Origin of the sequence: Arthrobacter sp. NPDC093128 (assembly GCF_040683875.1) — a bacterium.
GTDB lineage: Bacteria > Actinomycetota > Actinomycetes > Actinomycetales > Micrococcaceae > Arthrobacter.
Window position 1 is genome coordinate 43,724 of sequence record NZ_JBFBEY010000016.1, and the last position, 17,210, is coordinate 60,933.

Annotated in this window: 20 protein-coding genes and 1 riboswitch; of the genes, 1 reads left to right on the plus strand and 19 read right to left on the minus strand. The window is 67.6% G+C overall.

Annotated features, from left to right (window positions below; translation table 11 throughout):
• The 7 genes from trpA to hisI all read right to left on the minus strand — a co-directional run bounded on the left by trpA (position 1) and on the right by hisI (position 6,243).
• Positions 1-819, minus strand: coding sequence for a tryptophan synthase subunit alpha (gene trpA, locus AB0N24_RS18680; protein ID WP_181038921.1), 819 nt, complete (start codon positions 817-819; stop codon positions 1-3).
• Positions 816-2,147: a tryptophan synthase subunit beta gene (gene trpB, locus AB0N24_RS18685; RefSeq protein WP_364127399.1), complete on the minus strand. Its 1,332-nt coding sequence runs from the start codon at positions 2,145-2,147 to the stop codon at positions 816-818. Before trpB ends, trpA begins: the two co-directional genes overlap by 4 nt.
• Before the next feature lie 84 nt (positions 2,148-2,231).
• Positions 2,232-3,050 carry an indole-3-glycerol phosphate synthase TrpC gene (trpC, locus tag AB0N24_RS18690; protein ID WP_364127402.1) on the minus strand — a complete coding sequence of 273 codons (819 nt, stop codon included), beginning with the start codon at positions 3,048-3,050 and terminating at the stop codon, positions 2,232-2,234.
• A gap of 2 nt (positions 3,051-3,052) precedes the next feature.
• On the minus strand, positions 3,053-3,340 hold the full coding sequence (locus AB0N24_RS18695; RefSeq protein WP_104174908.1) for an HGxxPAAW family protein: 288 nt from the start codon (positions 3,338-3,340) through the stop codon (positions 3,053-3,055).
• Between the two features lie 88 nt (positions 3,341-3,428).
• Complete coding sequence (locus AB0N24_RS18700; protein ID WP_364127404.1) at positions 3,429-4,052, minus strand: Trp biosynthesis-associated membrane protein; 624 nt, start codon at positions 4,050-4,052, stop codon at positions 3,429-3,431.
• A 35-nt stretch (positions 4,053-4,087) separates the two neighbouring features.
• Positions 4,088-5,695, minus strand: a complete 1,608-nt coding sequence (locus tag AB0N24_RS18705; RefSeq protein WP_364127407.1) for an anthranilate synthase component I — start codon at positions 5,693-5,695, stop codon at positions 4,088-4,090.
• A gap of 86 nt (positions 5,696-5,781) precedes the next feature.
• Entirely contained in the window at positions 5,782-6,243 is a 462-nt protein-coding gene (gene hisI, locus AB0N24_RS18710; RefSeq protein WP_364127409.1) for a phosphoribosyl-AMP cyclohydrolase, read from the minus strand.
• Positions 6,244-6,343: 100 nt separating this feature from the next.
• Between hisI and AB0N24_RS18715 the strand changes: the two genes are divergently transcribed.
• Complete coding sequence (locus AB0N24_RS18715; RefSeq protein WP_364127589.1) at positions 6,344-6,988, plus strand: TIGR03085 family metal-binding protein; 645 nt, start codon at positions 6,344-6,346, stop codon at positions 6,986-6,988.
• A gap of 95 nt (positions 6,989-7,083) precedes the next feature.
• Here AB0N24_RS18715 and hisF read toward each other — a convergent pair whose 3' ends face one another.
• The 12 genes from hisF to def all read right to left on the minus strand — a co-directional run bounded on the left by hisF (position 7,084) and on the right by def (position 17,156).
• Positions 7,084-7,860 (minus strand): imidazole glycerol phosphate synthase subunit HisF, encoded by a 777-nt coding sequence (hisF, locus tag AB0N24_RS18720; RefSeq protein WP_364127412.1) that lies wholly within the window; start codon positions 7,858-7,860, stop codon positions 7,084-7,086.
• A gap of 58 nt (positions 7,861-7,918) precedes the next feature.
• A complete protein-coding gene (gene hisG, locus AB0N24_RS18725; protein WP_364127414.1) occupies positions 7,919-8,776 on the minus strand; it encodes an ATP phosphoribosyltransferase in 858 nt (285 codons plus the stop codon).
• 59 nt (positions 8,777-8,835) lie between these two features.
• Positions 8,836-9,099, minus strand: coding sequence for a phosphoribosyl-ATP diphosphatase (locus AB0N24_RS18730; protein ID WP_028270786.1), 264 nt, complete (start codon positions 9,097-9,099; stop codon positions 8,836-8,838).
• Positions 9,100-9,213: 114 nt separating this feature from the next.
• A complete protein-coding gene (gene ribH, locus AB0N24_RS18735; protein ID WP_364127418.1) occupies positions 9,214-9,699 on the minus strand; it encodes a 6,7-dimethyl-8-ribityllumazine synthase in 486 nt (161 codons plus the stop codon).
• A 60-nt stretch (positions 9,700-9,759) separates the two neighbouring features.
• The gene (ribA, locus tag AB0N24_RS18740) at positions 9,760-10,473 is read right to left on the minus strand and encodes a GTP cyclohydrolase II (protein ID WP_364127421.1); all 714 of its coding nucleotides are present in this window, start codon (positions 10,471-10,473) and stop codon (positions 9,760-9,762) included.
• Positions 10,470-11,168 (minus strand): 3,4-dihydroxy-2-butanone-4-phosphate synthase, encoded by a 699-nt coding sequence (ribB, locus tag AB0N24_RS18745; RefSeq protein WP_364127592.1) that lies wholly within the window; start codon positions 11,166-11,168, stop codon positions 10,470-10,472. Before ribB ends, ribA begins: the two co-directional genes overlap by 4 nt.
• Positions 11,169-11,206: 38 nt before the next feature.
• Complete coding sequence (locus AB0N24_RS18750) at positions 11,207-11,863, minus strand: riboflavin synthase (protein ID WP_364127423.1); 657 nt, start codon at positions 11,861-11,863, stop codon at positions 11,207-11,209.
• Positions 11,863-12,984 (minus strand): bifunctional diaminohydroxyphosphoribosylaminopyrimidine deaminase/5-amino-6-(5-phosphoribosylamino)uracil reductase RibD, encoded by a 1,122-nt coding sequence (ribD, locus tag AB0N24_RS18755; RefSeq protein WP_364127594.1) that lies wholly within the window; start codon positions 12,982-12,984, stop codon positions 11,863-11,865. Before ribD ends, AB0N24_RS18750 begins: the two co-directional genes overlap by 1 nt.
• 143 nt (positions 12,985-13,127) lie before the next feature.
• Positions 13,128-13,282: riboswitch (FMN riboswitch) on the minus strand.
• 58 nt (positions 13,283-13,340) lie between these two features.
• Positions 13,341-14,033 (minus strand): ribulose-phosphate 3-epimerase, encoded by a 693-nt coding sequence (gene rpe / locus AB0N24_RS18760; RefSeq protein WP_364127425.1) that lies wholly within the window; start codon positions 14,031-14,033, stop codon positions 13,341-13,343.
• Between the two features lie 29 nt (positions 14,034-14,062).
• Positions 14,063-15,655, minus strand: a complete 1,593-nt coding sequence (locus AB0N24_RS18765; protein WP_364127428.1) for a transcription antitermination factor NusB — start codon at positions 15,653-15,655, stop codon at positions 14,063-14,065.
• The gene (fmt, locus tag AB0N24_RS18770) at positions 15,652-16,572 is read right to left on the minus strand and encodes a methionyl-tRNA formyltransferase (protein WP_364127431.1); all 921 of its coding nucleotides are present in this window, start codon (positions 16,570-16,572) and stop codon (positions 15,652-15,654) included. The genes AB0N24_RS18765 and fmt overlap by 4 nt, the downstream gene beginning before the upstream one ends.
• Positions 16,569-17,156: a peptide deformylase gene (gene def, locus AB0N24_RS18775; RefSeq protein ID WP_364127433.1), complete on the minus strand. Its 588-nt coding sequence runs from the start codon at positions 17,154-17,156 to the stop codon at positions 16,569-16,571. The genes fmt and def overlap by 4 nt, the downstream gene beginning before the upstream one ends.
• Positions 17,157-17,210 lie beyond the last annotated feature (54 nt).

Below are 17,210 nucleotides of genomic sequence, written 5' to 3' on the forward strand. Positions count from 1 at the left end.
TTAGGCTTCTTCCCTGGTCAGGCCGGCGCTGAGGTCTTTGGTAAGGGCAGCCACAGCCTCCACGCCGCCGTCGCGGATGGCGGCGACGAGCGCCGTCCCCACGATCACGCCGTCAGCGTAGGCCGCGATCTCGCGGACCTGGCCGGCATTTGAGACGCCGAGCCCCACACAGACGCGTTCCGCTCCCGCCGCGTGGGCTGCAGCTACGACGCCTTGGGCAGCGCTGCTGACGGATTCGCGGGCACCGGTGACGCCCATGATGGACACGGCGTAGACGAAGCCGCGGCTGGCATCCACCGTGCGCTTCATCCGTTCCGGCGAGGAGGACGGCGCCACGAGGAAAACGCGGTCCAGTCCGTACTTGTCCGAGGCGGCCATCCATTCGGCGGCTTCGTCGGGAATCAGGTCGGGGGTGATGAGTCCGGCTCCCCCGGCCTCGGCCAGGAGACGGGAGAATTCATCCACGCCCATCCGGATGACGGGGTTCCAGTAGGTCATCACCAATACGGCGGCGTCGGTCTTGCTGGTGATGCCGCGGACGACGTCGAAGACCTGGCGGACGTGGAATCCCTTGGCGAGGGCCTCGGTGGTGGCGGCCTGGATGACCACCCCGTCCATGACGGGGTCGGAGTACGGGATCCCGATCTCGATCAGGTCGGCGCCGTTCTCTGCCAGCGCGATGCCGGCGGCGATGGTCTGCTCCACGTCGGGGTAGCCGGCGGGCAGGTAGCCGATGAGGGCTGCCCGTCCTTCAGCGCGTGCCTTGTCGATGGCGGCTGCCGATTTGCTGGTGCTGGTGATGTCCTGAACGCCGGTCACAGCTGCTCCCCCTCTTTGCCGATCTCGGCCTCTACAGAACCCTTGTCCAGCAGGTCGAACCATTCAGCGGCCGTGGCCACGTCCTTGTCGCCGCGGCCGGAAAGGTTCACGATCACGATCTTGTCGGCTGCGGCTTCGCCTGCCCTGCCGGCCTCGGCCGCGAGGCGCTGGCCCACCTTGATGGCGCCGGCAAGTGCGTGGGCGGACTCGATCGCGGGGATGATGCCCTCGGTGCGGCAAAGCAGCCGGAAGGCGTCCATTGCCTCCGAGTCCGTGATGGGCTCATAGCTGACGCGGCCGATGTCCGCGAGGTAGGAGTGTTCCGGGCCGACGCCGGGGTAGTCCAGCCCCGCCGAGATGGAGTGCGACTCGATGGTCTGGCCGTCGTCGTCCTGCATCAGGTACGAGCGTGCGCCGTGGAGGACGCCCGGCTTGCCCAGCGTGATGGTGGCGGCGTGGCGTCCGGTGTCCACACCGTCGCCGCCGGCTTCGAAGCCGTAGATCCTGACGGAGGGATCGTCCAGGAAGCCGTGGAAGATGCCGATGGCGTTGGAGCCGCCGCCGATGCAGGCGCAGACGGCGTCAGGCAGCCGGCCGGCCTGGTCCAGGATCTGGGCGCGGGCTTCCTCGCCGATGACCTCGTGGAAGTACCGCACCATGGCCGGGAACGGGTGGGCTCCGGCGGCGGTGCCGAGGAGGTAGTGGGTGTGGCCGACATTTGCCACCCAGTCGCGGAGTGCCTCGTTGATGGCATCCTTGAGGGTCTGCGAGCCGCTGGTCACCGGAATGACAGTGGCACCCAGAAGTTCCATGCGGGCCACGTTCAGCGCCTGGCGGCGGCAGTCCTCGGCGCCCATGTACACCACGCACTCGAGGCCCAGCAGGGCCGCGGCGGTGGCACTGGCCACGCCGTGCTGGCCGGCGCCGGTCTCGGCAATCACGCGGGTCTTGCCCATGCGCTTGGCGAGCAGGGCCTGGCCGATGACGTTGTTGATCTTGTGCGAGCCCGTGTGGTTGAGGTCCTCGCGCTTGAGGAAAATGCGGACTCCCCCGGCGTGCTCGGCGAAGCGCTTGGCCTCGGTGAGCAGGGACGGGCGCCCGGAGTAGTTCTTGTTCAGGTCCGCGATCTGGGCGACGAAGTCCGGGTCGGCCTTCGCCTTTTCGAACGTGTCCTCCAGCTCATCCAGGGCCGCGATGAGGGATTCGGGCATCCAGCGCCCGCCGTAGGAGCCGAAATAGGGACCTGGCGCGTGGCGCAGGGACCGGTCTCCTTGAAGAAATGCGTCCGCGGTGCCCTCGTCAGAGCCGGTTGTTGGCGCGTCGACCATCGGTCTCACCATCCTGTTCCACTGTTCTTAAGAAATATCGGGTGGCTCCCGCCCGCAGCTTCCTGCGGGCGGGAGCCCCGGTCGTCAGACCCTTGCCGCGATGGCTTCCGCCCCGGCAGCAGTAAATTCGGCAATCCGCTCGCGCGGCGTTGCGTCGCTCACGAGCGCTTCGCCCACCAGCACGGCGTTGGCGCCGTTCGCGGCGTAGTGCCGGACATCGTCCGCGCCGCGGACTCCGGACTCCGCAACGATGACAGCTTCCGGTGGGATGCTGCCGGCGAGGGAGGCGAAAACGGAACGGTCGACGTCGAGCGTCTTGAGGTTGCGCACGTTGACGCCGATGATCCGGGCCTCCGCAGCGACGGCACGCTCAATCTCCCCGGCCGTGTGCGTCTCCACCAGGGCGTTCATGCCCAGTTCACGGGTGAGCTGGCTGAAGTCGCGCAGCTCCGCGTCGCTCAGTGACGCCACGATCAGCAGGATCACGTCGGCGCCGTGGGCACGGGCTTCCCAGATCTGGTATTCGTCAACGGTGAAGTCCTTGCGCAGGAGCGGAACATCCACCGCTTTACGGACGGCGTCGAAGTCGGCGAGGGACCCGTTGAAGCGGCGCTGTTCGGTGAGCACGCTGATGACGGAAGCTCCGCCGTCGGCGTACTGGACAGCCAGGTCGGCCGGATCGGCGATGCTCGCGAGGTCGCCCTTGGACGGGCTGCGCCGCTTGATCTCGGCGATGACCTTCAGCTGGTTCCGTGGCGAGGAATCTCCGCCGAGGGCAGCCCATGCGTCACGCGCCGGGGCGGCCGCTGCGGCGCGTTCCTTCAGCTCGGCGAGGGACACCAGGCGCCGGCGGGCCTCCAGGTCTTCCCGTGCGCCGGCATTGATGTCGTCGAGGACAGTCACTGCTAGTGGCCGGAGTTCTTCAGCTTGCTGCCGTCCACGCCGTAGCCGGCCTTGCGCATGATCCAGCCGGCAAGCAGGCCGATGACCATCACGGCTGCGCCGGCAATGAAGATGGGCGTGCTGGCAATGACAAAGGCGATGGACGCGATGAGTGCGCCGATCAGCATAACGATCACGCACGTCCAGGCTGCCGGGCTGTTGCCGTGGCCGAGGTCTGCGCTGTGGTCGACGCCGGTGTTGACGTTTTCCGCAGCAGCGGATTTGGATGCGGAAACAGTGGCTTTGCTCATGGAAATCTCCTCAGGATGAATACTGCTTACATTCTGCCATTTTTTGGCCGTACCTTGGACATCGGCCGGGGACATCGGCGGGCCCGGCCTACGTGGGATCGTCGCCCCGGGACAGCCTGTCCCAGCTGTCGATCTCGTCCGCCGGGCCCTCGGCTGCGCCGGCCGCTGCGGCGTCATACTTGGTCCGGGTCTTCCAGTAGCGTCCCGCCGGGATAATCAGCAGGGCACCCAGCCCCAGCAGGATTCCGGTGACGACGGCGAGTGCAGGAAACGCGGAAACGTTCACCTGCACGCTGCTCCCGGTGATCCCGGTCGCTGCCGCGATGGAGCCCTGGGCCGCAGCGAGCGGGTCCACCATTACCGTGACGGCCGCGGTGACGATGCCGGCCGAGGCCAGGACGATGATCGCGGTGATGATCCAGCGGGCAATCCGGCCGGCGATCGAGGCGGCCAGGCCGCCCGCCAGCGCCACCAGGGCCAGCGCGGTGACAGTGGTGGCGGCCTTGCTGCCCTGCACCTGGAGGCCGTCCTGGCTGTTGACCGCCTGGCCCAGCTGGGCCGGGTCAAGGTGGACGGTCAGCCAGGTCTGGGTGGTGCTGCCGAAGGCCGCGAGGGCCATGGCCGCAATGATCAGCACCAGCGAGGACTTCCGCGCCCACACCGGGGCCCCGGTGCGCTTGGCGGCCGGTTGGCTGGCCCCGTCTTCCTGCACGGCGCCATTCTGGGTACCGTCTTCCCGGACACCCATCAGCGGTCCGAGCTTTGGCTTGGTGTGCCGCCGGCGTCTCCGCCGGCTGTCTGTCCCGGCTCCGGAACGGACTCGGCGGTGATGTTGTGCAGGGATCCGGCAGTGTGCACGGCCCGCAGCGGCGCGGCTGCCTTGTTGACGGTTTCCAGGGCTTCCGTCGGGTTGACCGAGTCGGCCACGATGCCGCCGCCGGCCTGTACGTAGGCCCGGCCTTCGCGGAGCAGCGCTGAACGGATGGCGATGGCCATGTCCATGTCGCCGGCGAAGTCCAGGTAGCCCACCACCCCGCCGTAGATGCCGCGGCGGTGCGGTTCCAGCTCGTCCAGGAGCCGGAGCGCGCGGGGCTTGGGGGCTCCGGAGAGCGTGCCGGCGGGGAACGTGGCCTTCAGGACGTCGTAGGCCTTGGCGGCGGGGGCGAGCCTGCCCACCACCGTGGAGACCAGGTGCATGATGTGGCTGAACCGCTCCACTTCCATGAACTGCGTGACATCCACCGTGCCGGCAACGCACACCTTGGAGAGGTCGTTGCGGGACAGGTCCACCAGCATGAGGTGTTCGGCGCGTTCCTTCTGGTCGGCCAGGAGCTCTTCGGCGAACACCTTGTCCGCCTCCACGGTCTTGCCCCGCGGACGGGAACCGGCGATGGGGTGCGTGATGACTTCCTCGCCCGTGACCGTCACGAGGGCCTCCGGGGAAGAACCCACGATGGAGTACTCCCGGCCGGCGGCGTCCTCCAGGCTGAAGATGTACATGTACGGGCTGGGGTTGGTGTTCCGCAGGACCCGGTACACATCCAGCGGATCGGCCCCGCACTCCATCTCGAAGCGGCGTGAGATGACCACCTGGAACACTTCGCCGTCAACGATCGCTTCCTTGCCGCGGTCCAGCGCAGCGAGGTAGTCGGGCTCGTTCCAGCGCTCCTGCACGCTGGAGGCAAAGTCCAGCGCGGCGGGTTCCAGGACCGAAATCGGCTGTTCCACGGGCGTGCTGACCTTGGCCAGGAGTGCCTTGACCCGGGCCACGGCGTCGTGCCATGCCTCATCCACGCGCTCGGAGCTGTTGTCGAAGTTGATGGCATTGGCGATCAGCAGGACCGTGCCGTCCATGTTGTCGTGCACTGCCATGTCGGTGACCAGGTTCAGGGCCAGTTCCGGCAGCTGCAGGTCGTCTTCGGGCGGGCTGGTGAGCTTTTCCCAGTGCCGCACGGTTTCCCAGCCGAGGAAGCCAACCAGGCCGGAGGTGAACGGCGGCAGCCCGTCGAAGCGGTCAGTGCGCAGCGCCTCCACAGTGTCCCTTAAGGCATCCACAGGGTTGCCGTCGACGGGTACGCCGGCCGGCGGCTGGCCCAGCCAGTGCGCCTGGCCGTCCTTGGTGGTCAGGGTGGCACGGGATTTGGCGCCGATAAAGGAATAGCGGGACCAGGCCCCGCCCACGGCGGCGGATTCCATCAGGAAGGTGCCGGGCTGGCCGTTTGCCAGCTTCCGGTAGAGCCCGATGGGCGTCTCCGCGTCGGCCAGTACCTTGAGCCGGACGGGGATGACGCGGCTGTGGCTGGCGAGTTCCCGGAATTCCTCGAGGCCCGGGCTGATGATTCCAAGGTCCTGCATGGCTATGGTTGTCCGCCTCTTCGTAAGTGGTGCCTGAATCTTGTGGGTGGGAGCCCGCGACTGCGCCGCTCCCGGCCTGGAAAGTCCTAGCTGGCGTTTCCGGTGACGCTGGCTTCGCCGGCAACAACGGACAGCCCGCGGCCGTCGAAGCAGGTCCGCGTGCCCGTGTGGCAGGCTGCGCCAACCTGGTCGACGCGGACCAGCAGGGCGTCGCCGTCGCAGTCCAATGCAACCGACTTGACCCATTGCACGTGGCCGGACGTATCGCCCTTGCGCCAGTACTCCTGGCGGGAGCGGGAGTAGAACGTCACGCGCCCGGTAGTCATGGTGCGCCGCAGCGCCTCGTCGTCCATCCAGCCCAGCATAAGGACCTCGTTGGTGTCGAACTGCTGGACGATGGCGGCCACCAGGCCGGCACCGTCGCGCTTCAGGGCGGCAGCTACGTCGGCAGGGAGAACGCTGCCGTTGTGGGCAGCAGCGCGTGCAGTATCGGGTGCCGAAACGGGCACTGCAGAAGGTACTGGGGCGGGGGCGGGCTGCTCAGACATCAGACCAAGTCTAGTGCCTCACTGCAGTGTGACGATCAGCTCGAAATTCGCAACGCTTCCACTGCGCAACTCGCCGCCTCTCGTGCTAGTTTCACAAGTGATGCATTTCGTCGATCCGTCCCGAGAAGTCCTGGCCGAAACCCTGTTAGCGGCCGGTCCTGACTCCCCCACGCTCTGCCGGGGCTGGCGCACGCGTGACCTCGCCGCGCACCTTTACCTGCGTGAGCGGAAGGCCGGCGTCGGACTTGGCCTGGTCATCAAGAGCCTGGCCAAGGCCTCCGATGAGGCCACCGCGAAGCTGGCCGCCAAGGTCAAGACGTCCGAGGACTACGCCCGCCTGGTCAACACCTTCCGCGGCGGCCCTCCTGCGCTGTCGCCGTTGCGGATCAAAGCCCTGGCCGAAAGCTCCAACCTCATTGAGTACTTCGTACACACCGAAGACGTCCGCCGTGCGGTGGACCGCTGGGCGCCGCGGGCCCTCGACGAGGAATACTCAGACGCGCTGTGGGACGAACTCGTCAAGCGCGCAGCCATCCTGTACCGCGGAGTGGACCTGGGCATCGTGCTGGTGCGTCCGTCCGGTCCGCGCCACGTCGCCAAGCGCGCCCCCGTGTCGGTGGCCATTGTCGGCGAACCCGGCGAACTGCTGATGCACGCCCACGGGCGCACCCGCCACGCGCTGGTCACCTTCGAAGGCCAGCCGGATGCCGTCGCGCTGCTGCAGTCAGCCGAAGTCGGCCTCTAACAAATCCCTCTTAACGGGACACGCGGGGCCACGTTGCGCCATCCGATCAAAGGATGACGGCGCACGTGGCCCCGCGTTGTCGTTAAGGCTGTCGGCTAGCGGACTTCGAAGCCCGCCGCACGGATGGCGGTCTTGACCTGCGAAATCATGTCGTCGGGTCCGAAGTGGAAGATCGACGCCGCCAGGACGGCGTCCGCCCCGGCCGCGACAGCAGGCGGAAAATGTTCAGGCTTGCCCGCGCCGCCGGAGGCGATAATGGGCACCTTGACTGCAGCGCGGACCAGGCGGATGAGTTCGATGTCGAAGCCATCCTTGGTGCCATCCGCATCGATGGAGTTGAGCAGGATTTCGCCGACGCCGCGCTCCGCGGCCTCGCGTGCCCACGCAATGGCGTCAATACCGGTCCCTTGCCGGCCGCCGTGCGTCGTCACTTCAAAACCCGACGCCGTCGGCTCGGATCCGGGGCGGGTGCGCCGGGCGTCCACCGAGAGCACCAGGACCTGCGAGCCAAAGTGCCGGGTTATTTCGTCAATGACGTCAGGCCGGGCGACGGCAGCCGTGTTGATGGAGGCCTTATCCGCCCCGAAGCGCAGGAGCTTGTCCACTTCGGCGACGCCGCGGACACCGCCGCCGACTGTCAGCGGAATGAAGACTTCCTCGGCGGTGCGGCGGACCACGTCGAAGGTGGTCTCGCGGTTGCCCGATGACGCGGTCACGTCCAGGAACGTCAGTTCGTCGGCTCCGCCGTTGTCGTAGCGGTGCGCGAGCTCAACGGGGTCCCCGGCGTCCCGGAGGCCCTCGAAGTTGATGCCTTTGACCACGCGGCCGGCGTCAACGTCCAGGCACGGAATGACGCGCACTGCTACAGCCATGATTACTCCTGAGGATTCGCTGGAGGGGATTCGGTGAGGGCCGTTGGACGGGCCCGGATCAGATCCGGCAGGCGTGGATACTGCTGACCAGGATGGCGCGTGCGCCCAGGTCGTAGAGCTCATCCATGATCCGGTTGGTTTCCTTCTTGGGAACCATGGACCGGACGGCAACCCATTCCGAATCGCGCAGCGGCGAGACCGTGGGTGATTCCAGGCCGGGCGTCAGCGCCGCGGCCTGCTCCACGAGTTCCTTGCGGATGTCGTAGTCCATCAGGACATACTGCCGGGCCACCAGCACGCCCTGCAGGCGGCGGATCAGCACCTCGATCTCCTTGGCCGTGCCGTTCGCCGTGCCTTGGCCGGTGCGGCGGATCAGCACCGCCTCCGATTTGAGGATCGGTTCGCCGAAGATCTCCATCCCGGCTGCCTTCAGCGTGTTGCCGGTTTCGACGACGTCGGCAATCGCGTCGGCGACGCCGAGGCGCACCGATGATTCAACGGCGCCGTCCAGGCGGACCACTTTGGCGTTGATGCCGCGCTCGGCGAGGTAGCCGCGCAGGAGGCCGTCATAGCTGGTGGCCAGGCGCTTGCCTTCCAGTTGGTCAGCTGCGGTGAAATCGCCCACCGGGCCGGCGAAGCGGAACGTTGAGGCAGCAAAGCCCAGCGGCAGCAGCTCTTCGGCTTCCACCTCGGCGTCGAGGAGCAGGTCGCGGCCGGTGATGCCGACGTCGAGGGTGCCCCGGCCGACGTAGACAGCAATGTCCCGCGGGCGGAGGAAGAAGAATTCAATGTCGTTGTCCGGGTCCACCATGACCAGTTCGCGGGTATCGCGGCGCTGGCGGTAGCCGGCTTCGGACAGCATGGCCGAAGCCGCTTCGGACAGGGATCCCTTGTTGGGGACGGCAACTCGCAGCATGAGGGGTCTTTCTGGGTTAGGAAGTCTTGGTTACAGGCAATCGGCCACGCTCAGCATGGCTACAGATGCTTGTAGACGTCTTCCAGGGTCAGGCCTTTGGCGAGCATCAGGACCTGCAGGTGGTACAGGAGCTGGGAGATTTCCTCGGCTGCGGCCTCATCGGATTCGTACTCGGCTGCCATCCAGACTTCGGCGGCTTCCTCCACGACCTTCTTGCCGATGCCGTGGACTCCGGACTCCAATTCTGCGACGGTGCGGGAGCCTGCCGGACGGGTGGCTGCCTTCTCACTCAGTTCTGCGAACAGCGTCTCGAAATTCTTCACGCCCTCCAGCCTACTTGCTCCGGGCCTGACCCCGCCTGTCGGGCCGTTCCGTGACGGCGCGGATGTGAGGCAACACACAACAAACACGGCACCGGAGCAAGCAAGGCGGGACGCCTACCGGTACTGCTTGAGGGTGACGGCGGTGGCCAGCGCAGCGGTGACGGCCTCGTGGCCCTTGTCCTCGGAGGAGCCGGGAAGGCCCGCACGGTCCAGGCCCTGCTGTTCGGTATCGCACGTGAGCACGCCGAAGCCAACGGGTACGCCGGTGTTGACGCTGACGTCGGTCAGGCCCATCGTGGCTGCCTCGCAGACGTATTCGAAGTGCGGCGTGCCGCCTCGGATCACGACGCCGAGCGCCACAACGGCGTCGAAGTGCTTGGCAAGCCGGGCGGCGGCCACGGGAAGCTCGAAGCTGCCCGGCACCCGCAGGACAGTGGGTTCATTGATGCCGGCGTCCTTCGCGGCGCGGAGGGCGCCGTCCAGCAGCCCATCCATGATCTGGGTGTGCCAGCTGGCGGCCACGATGGCCAGCTTCAGCTGCGACGTCTCCGCCGGGTCGAGGGTGGTGAGGTCAATCTCCGGTGCGCCGTGTCCACTCATTAAAGTCTCCTGGTTCGTTTCTGTATCTGGTCAGACGTGTTGGGGTCAGTCGTGTTCGGGTCAGTCTTGCTCGTGCTGGAAGGTGCCCTGGCCGGCCGCCGGCAGTGCCGTCACCGGCTCCGCCGTCTGGGTGTCCAGGACCAGCCGGTGGTCCATCCGGTCCTTCTTGGTCTGCAGGTAACGGATGTTCTGCTCGCGCGACGGAACCTCCGTGGGGACCATTTCCACCACGTTGACGCCGGCATCCGCCAGGCGGTTCTGCTTGTCCGGGTTGTTGCTCAGCAACCGCACATCGTGGAGGCCCATCTCCGCCAGGATCTGCGCGGCAGCGTTGTATCGCCGGGCGTCAACAGGCAGGCCCAGGTGCTCGTTGGCTTCCACGGTGTCGAAGCCGGCCTCCTGCAGGGCGTAAGCCTTGATCTTGTTGGCCAGGCCAATGCCGCGGCCTTCCTGGCCCCGCAGGTACAGCAGGGTCCCGCCCTCTTCATTGATCTTTTCGAGCGCGTACGCCAGCTGTTCACCGCAGTCGCAGCGGTAGGAGCCAAAGACGTCTCCGGTCAGGCACTCCGAGTGCAGCCGCACCAGCGGCGGCTTTCCGTCGACGGGCGGGAGGGGGGAGCTGATCGCGAGATGCTCCGCGCCGGTCACCAGGTCTGTCCAGGCCTGTGCCACGAATTCCCCGAATTCGCTGGGCAGCTGGACAATGGGACCCCCGCTCACCGGGTGGGTACCGCGCTCGGCCCTGACCTCATGTCGTGCCTCTGAAGCCGTCATCGTATCTCCTCTTTCCCTGCCGGTACCGCTGCCTGTCCGCCGGGCTGTGCTGCGTCCAGGTAGGCCACCAGATCCTCGATCGAGATCAGGGGGCAACCGTGTTCTGCAGCGAAGCCGCGAAGTCCGTCCAGGCGCATCATTTCTCCGTCGTCGTATACAACCTCCGCGATCACGCCCACCGGTTCCAGACCGGCAAGCCGGCACAAATCCACGGCCGCCTCGGTATGGCCCGGACGTTCACGCACTCCACCGTTAACGGCGCGCAACGGAAAAACATGCCCGGGACGGGTGATTGATCCCGGACTGCTCCCGGGGTCCGCCAGCACCCGGGCCGTGAGTGCCCGGTCCGTTGCGGAGATTCCGGTGCTGACGCCGACGGCGGCATCGCAGGACACCGTGTAGGCAGTGCCCTTGGAGTCCTCGTTGACCTCCACCATGGGCGGCAGCAGCAGGGCGTCGGCGCGGGCGCCGTCGAGCGGTACGCAGATCACCCCGGAGCTGTACCGGACGGTCCAACCCATCAGGGCGGGAGTGGCGTGCTGGGCGGCAAAAATGATGTCGCCTTCATTTTCACGGTCCTCGTTGTCCACTACCAGGACCGGACGGCCGGCAGCCATCGCACGCACGGCGACTTCGATCGGGTCCAGCCCGGTCCTCGCTCCCAGGTCCTCGGTGCGCAGTTCTCCGGTGCGCAGTTCTTCGCTGCGCAGTTCGGGGGTGTGCTTGACCTGGTTCACTTTGAGTCCCCCGATCCGGCAGCCACGTTGCCGGCTCCGGTGCCGCCGGCGAAGGCGAGCAGGCGCTCGGTGTACTTGGCGAGCACATCAACTTCGAGGTTGACCCTGCCGCCAAGGCTCTTCGCCCCCAGCCCGGTTTCGGCGAGGGTGGTGGGGATGAGGCCCACCTCGAACCACGGAGCCGGTTCCGGAGCGTCGCTGACGGCCGTGACCGTGAGGGAGACGCCGTCGACGGCGATGGAGCCCTTTTCGGCGATGTAGCGCGCCAGCCGCACAGGCACGCCGAACCGCAGCCGGTCCCAATTGCCCAGGCCCTCGCGTTCGAGGAGTTCGCCGACTCCGTCCACGTGTCCCTGGACAACGTGTCCGTCCAGGCGTCCGCCGGCAGGAACGCAGCGTTCCAGGTTGACGGTGTCGCCGGCGTCGAGCTCTCCGATGGTGCTCCGCACCAGGGTCTCGCCCATGACGTCGACGCTGAAGTCCTTGCCGTCAATGGCGGTGGCGGTCAGGCACACCCCGTTGACGGCCACGGAACCGCCAAGTGCCAGGCCCTCGGTGCTGCCGGGCGCATGCAGGCGCACTGTGGCGCTGACGTCGCCGTTGCGTTGAACGGACAGGACCTTGCCCTGTTCGGCAATAATTCCGGTAAACATCAGTGGCCTCCTGTGGCGGTGCCCGCGCCGGTGCGGTGCGGTAAGGGTTCGGGTGGGTGGATTTCGGATGGGAAAAGTTCGGTGCCGGCATCGACTGCCAGGCCGGCAGGTTCGGAATGCCCCGGGAAAAGGTGCAGCCTCAGGTCCCGGCCGAGGGTCTGCACGGCTCCCCCGGACGCCGCATCCCAATCCCAGCACTGGGCCTCCGCCAGGGTGGTGATGCCGAGTTCGCCGAGGGCTGCCGTACCGGATCCGAGCAGGGTGGGTGCCAGGTAGACGATCAGTTCGTCCACGAGTCCTGCGGCGAGGAAGGCGCTCAGGATCCGGGAACCGCCTTCGACCATGACGTGCCGGACGCCGGCGGAGAAGAGCTGCTCCAAGGCCTCGTTCGGGTCGCGGGTGGGCAGGTGCAGCACGCGGCCGTCGTCCCCGTGGATGGCGGCGTCGTCGGGAATTCCGCGGAGCCCCATGACCGCCCGCAGCGGCTGGCTGCCGGTCGTCTCGCCCGAGGCGTCCCTGGCGGTGAGCCGGGGATTGTCCACCAGGAGTGTTTGGGTACCCACCAGGATCGCATCAACCCGGCTGCGGAGTCCGTGGTTGTCAGCCAGGGATTCCGGGCTGGAGATCCACTGGCTGGTGCCGTCCGCTGCCGCGATGCGGCTGTCCAGGGTCTGGGCAATGTGGAGGGTGACGAAGGGGCGCTTGGCGATGACGGCTTCAAACCACCGTCGGTTCAGCTCGAACGCAGCCCGGGCGGACAGCCCGGAACGGACGTCGACGCCGGCGGCCCGCAGCGTTGCGGCTCCGCCCGCGGCAGGATCATGGGGGTCGTCGACGGCGTACACCACGGACGCGATGCCCGCGTCGATGATTGCCTGGGCACACGGCCCGGTCCGTCCGCAGTGGTTGCAGGGTTCCAGGCTGACCACCATGGTGGACCCGGCCAGGTCGATGCCTTTCATGCCTGCCTGGGCAATGGCGTCTGCCTCCGCGTGGGCGGTCCCGGCGCCGCGGTGGTATCCGGTCACCAGCCGCTGGCCGTCGGATCCGACGACGACAGCGCCCACCAGCGGGTTCGCCCCGCGGGGACCCTGGAGGGCCGCGTCGAGGGCGGCCTCCATGGCATCGATCTCGGCAGCGCTGAACAAGGCTGTTGTCTGCGGCGTCAAAGCGTTCGTCGTTCCTTCCCTCAAGAACCGCGTTGGCTCCGGGGGTATACGACAGCGCAATACCGCACCGCCTGAAGGGCGCTGCAGTAACAGCTGTACGTGCTTCTCTCATCCAGACTTTAACTGTCGGTACCGGAATTTCACCGGTTCAACCGTCCGCCGGAACAGCTCCTGGATAGGACCTGTGCCGGCTCGCGGGTCGCGGACTGTCACCGCCGGTTCGGACTTACACCGACCCCGGAGCACGTATGTGTGTTGTTATTCTGTCACAACTGAATGACTGGTCCTGCTATTCCCGTCAGACTCCGTCATGATTCCGGGACGGCATGCGCCCCGGAAGAAACCGGGCGCGAGCCGGCGGCCCTGAGGCGGTCAATCGCCGTTGCGGGGTCGTCCGCGCCGTACACGGCGGACCCAGCGACGAAGACGTTGGCGCCCGCCTCGGCTGCCCGGACGATCGTCTCCTCGGTGATGCCGCCGTCCACCTGCAGCGCCACGCCGGTGCCGGAACCATCGATGGCTGCCCGGGCGCGCCTGATCTTGGGGAGTGTGAGGTCAAGGAATGACTGGCCGCCGAAACCCGGCTCCACGGTCATGATCAGGAGCAGGTCCAGTTCGGAAAGCATGTCCAGGTACGGCTCCACCGGGGTGCCGGGGCGCAGCGCCATTCCGGCCTTGGCCCCTCGCGCCCGGAGTTCGCGCGCCAGCTTGATGGGCGCGATCGAGGCTTCGACGTGGAATGTCACGGAGGCGACGCCGGCATCGGCGTAGGCCGGTGCCCAGCGGTCCGCGTCGGCGATCATCAGGTGCGCATCCAGCGGCACCGGGCTGACGGCCTGGATGCGCTGGACCACAGGCAGGCCGAGGGTCAGGTTCGGCACAAAGTGGTTGTCCATGACGTCGACATGGACGGCATCGGCGTTGCTGATTCTGCGCAGCTCCGCCTCGAGGTTGACGAAGTCGGCGGAGAGGATGCTGGGGTTGATGCAGCACTGAGCCATGTCGGCTCCTTTCACAAAAGGCGGAGGGATCAGGGTTTCTTGTGGATGAGAGCCAGGAACATGGCGTCGGTCCGGTGCACATGGGGCCACAGCTGGGCCGTCAGTTCATGCCCGGCTTCAAGGTGGCCGGGCAGGCTCACCTTGTCCAGGGCGGCGCCGGCGTCGAGCAGTTCGAGGTCATCGCGCTTGCGCAGCGCATCGGTGACGACGGCGGTTGTTTCGGCGGGGTGCGGCGAGCAGGTCACGTAGGCCACCACGCCGCCAGGCCGGACGGCATCCAGTGCCGACTTGAGCAGTTCGCGCTGGAGCGGGCCAAGGTCCGCGAGGTCCTTGGGGGTGCGCCGCCATCTCGACTCGGGCCGGCGCCGCAGGGCACCGAGCCCGCTGCAGGGGACGTCCACCAGCACGCGGTCGAAAGTCTCCGCCATTTCCGTTCCCACGTCGCGGCCGTCCCCGGTCCGGACATGCCAGACCTCGTGCGGAACCGCGGAAAGTGCCTGCCGCACCAGCTTGGCACGGTGTGGTGCGGGTTCATTGGCCAGCAGGGTGGCGCCTTGCTCCCGGGCGAGGGCACCCAGCAGCGCCGCCTTGCCGCCCGGTCCGGCGCAGAGGTCCAGCCATTTTTCGCCGGCCTGGCCGGTGGCCGCAAGGTCCGCACGCTCCCCATCGACGGCCGCCAGGTCCACGGCGGCCATGGCGCGGGCCACCAGCTGCGAGCCCACATCCTGGACCCTGGTGCTGCCTTCGCGCACCGACGCCAGCCGGCCGAGGTCTCCTCCGCTGGAGAGCGCCGATCCTTCCACGAGCTCGCCTGCGGTTGCTCCGCCTTCCAGCGCCTCGTCCAGGCTGCCCAGCCCGGGCAGCGCCACGAGGTTAACCACCGGGGCTGCGTTGTCCGCCTCGAGGAGTTCGTTGATTTCGGTGACGGAGCGGCCGTGTGCCACGAGGGACTGCCTCAACGCGCGGACAATCCACTCCGGGTGGGCGTAGCGGATGGAGGCGATCCGGGTCTCGTCCGTCTCGTCGCTGAGGAGCAGCTCCAGCCACTCCTCGAGGGTGCGGGCGGAGACTTTGCGGAGTACCGCGTTGATGAGTGCCGAGGGCCCGGCGCCAATGACGGCGCGGGCCAGCCCCACGGTCTGGTCCAGGGCGGCGTGGGCGGGGACGCGCATGGCCAGCAGCTGGTGGGCGCCGATCCGCAGGGCGTCCAGGATGGCGGGGTCCAGTTGGTCCAGCGGGCGGTCGACGCAGCGGGCCAGGACGGCGTCATACGTCCCCTGGCCGCGCAGGGCCCCGTAGCTCAGCTCCGTGGCGAAACCTGCGTCCCGCTTGTCCAGCCCGTGGTGGCGGATGCGGGCCGGCAACACGAGGTTCGCGTATGCATCGTCCGAGGCGACGGCACGCAGCACTTCAAATGCCACCAGGCGGGCCGGATCAGCCCGGCGGGTGCGCTGGGAGGGGGCGTTCTCGGTGAAGTTCCGCTTCGGGCCGCGGTTGCGCTCCCGGCCCTGGGCGTCCCGCTGGCTGCCATGGCGGCTGCCGGCGGACTGCCCTCCGCCGCTTGATTTCCCGTGCCGGGGATCCCTGCCGCGGCTGCTGCCGCCCGTTCCGGACTCACTCATTCGAATACCACGCCTTCCAGTGCTGCTTGTCCGCGCGCCCAATCAGCGGCGGCCATCATCTTTTTGCCCGAGGGCTGTATCCGCGTCAGCTCAACAGGGTGGGACCCCGTCCCTACCAGCACGCTTTTTCCGTCCAGCAGCACCTGCCCCGGCTTCAGTTCCGGGCCCTCGGCGCGGAGCACCACCGGTTCGAGTTTGACGCGCTGCCCTTCAAGCGTGGTCCATGCGCCGGGTTCGGGCGTGACTCCGCGGGCCCTGCGCCCAATCGCGAGGGCAGGTTCGTGCCAGTCAATCCGGCCGTCGTCGATGCCCAGTTTGGGCGCCAGGGACACGTCCCCTGCCTGGGGGACGGCTGCCGCCCGCCCGGACTCAATTGCAGAAAGAGTCTGGGCCAGCAGGACCGCGCCGCTGTGCGAGAGGCGCTCCAGGAGGTCACCGGCGGTGTCCTCCGGGCGAACGGCCTCGGTGAGGGTGCCGAACACGGGGCCGGTGTCCAGCCCTTCCTCGAGGAGGAACGTGACAGCGCCGGTGATGTCATCGCCGGCGATGACGGCGCGCTGCACCGGGGCGGCACCGCGCCAGGCGGGCAGCAGGGAGAAATGCAGGTTGATCCAGCCGTGCCGTGGAACGTCCAGGGCTGGGCGCGGGATCAGGCCGCCGTACGCGACGATCGCCGCGACGTCCGGCGCGACTGCGGCGATCCTTGCCGTGACATCCGCATCCACTTTGGCGGCGTGGATCACTTCAATACCCAGTTCGGCGGCGCGGGCGGCAACGGGCGACGGCGTCAGCACGCGTTTGCGCCCAATCGGCGCATCCGGCCGGGTCAGGACGGCAACGACGTCAAAGCCGGCCCGAAGCAATGCGTCGAGGGACGGTACCGCGACAGCCGGGGTGCCGGCAAAGAGTACCCTCACTCGCCGGCGCCGAAACTGCCGCTGCCAAAGCTTCCGCCGCCGAAGCTGGAGCCCACGGTCTTCGCCCGCTTCGACGTCGTCTTTTCGGTGATGGCGTCGTAGTTGGCATTGCGGATGGAGCGCAGCGCGGCCTTGCGGTCTTCGCCTTCGAGCCTGTCGGTAAAGAGAATGCCGTCGAGGTGGTCCGTTTCATGCTGGAAGCAGCGGGCAAGCATGCCCTCGCCGTCCACGGAGACGGGGTTGCCGTGCAGGTCGACGCCGGTCACGCGGGTGGCCCGGCGGCGGCGTACGGGGAAGCCAAGGCCCGGGATGGACAGGCAGCCTTCCACCTCATCGGGCTGGAAGTCGTCGCTGTTCTCCAGCACGGGGTTGATGACGTGCCCCTCCACGCCGCCGATGCGGTAGGTGAAAACCCTCTTGCTGACCCCGACCTGCGGCGCGGCCAGGCCTGCGCCGTCAACGTCCTCCATGGTTTCCGTCATGTCGGCAACCAGTTTTGCGAGTTCCGGCCCGAATTCCGTCACGGGATCGGCCACTGTGCGCAGCACGGGGTCGCCGATGATGCGGATACTCAAAATGGCCATGTGCAATCTGTCCTTCGGTGGGCGCTACGGGATCCAGTCCAGTTTAGTTGGCCC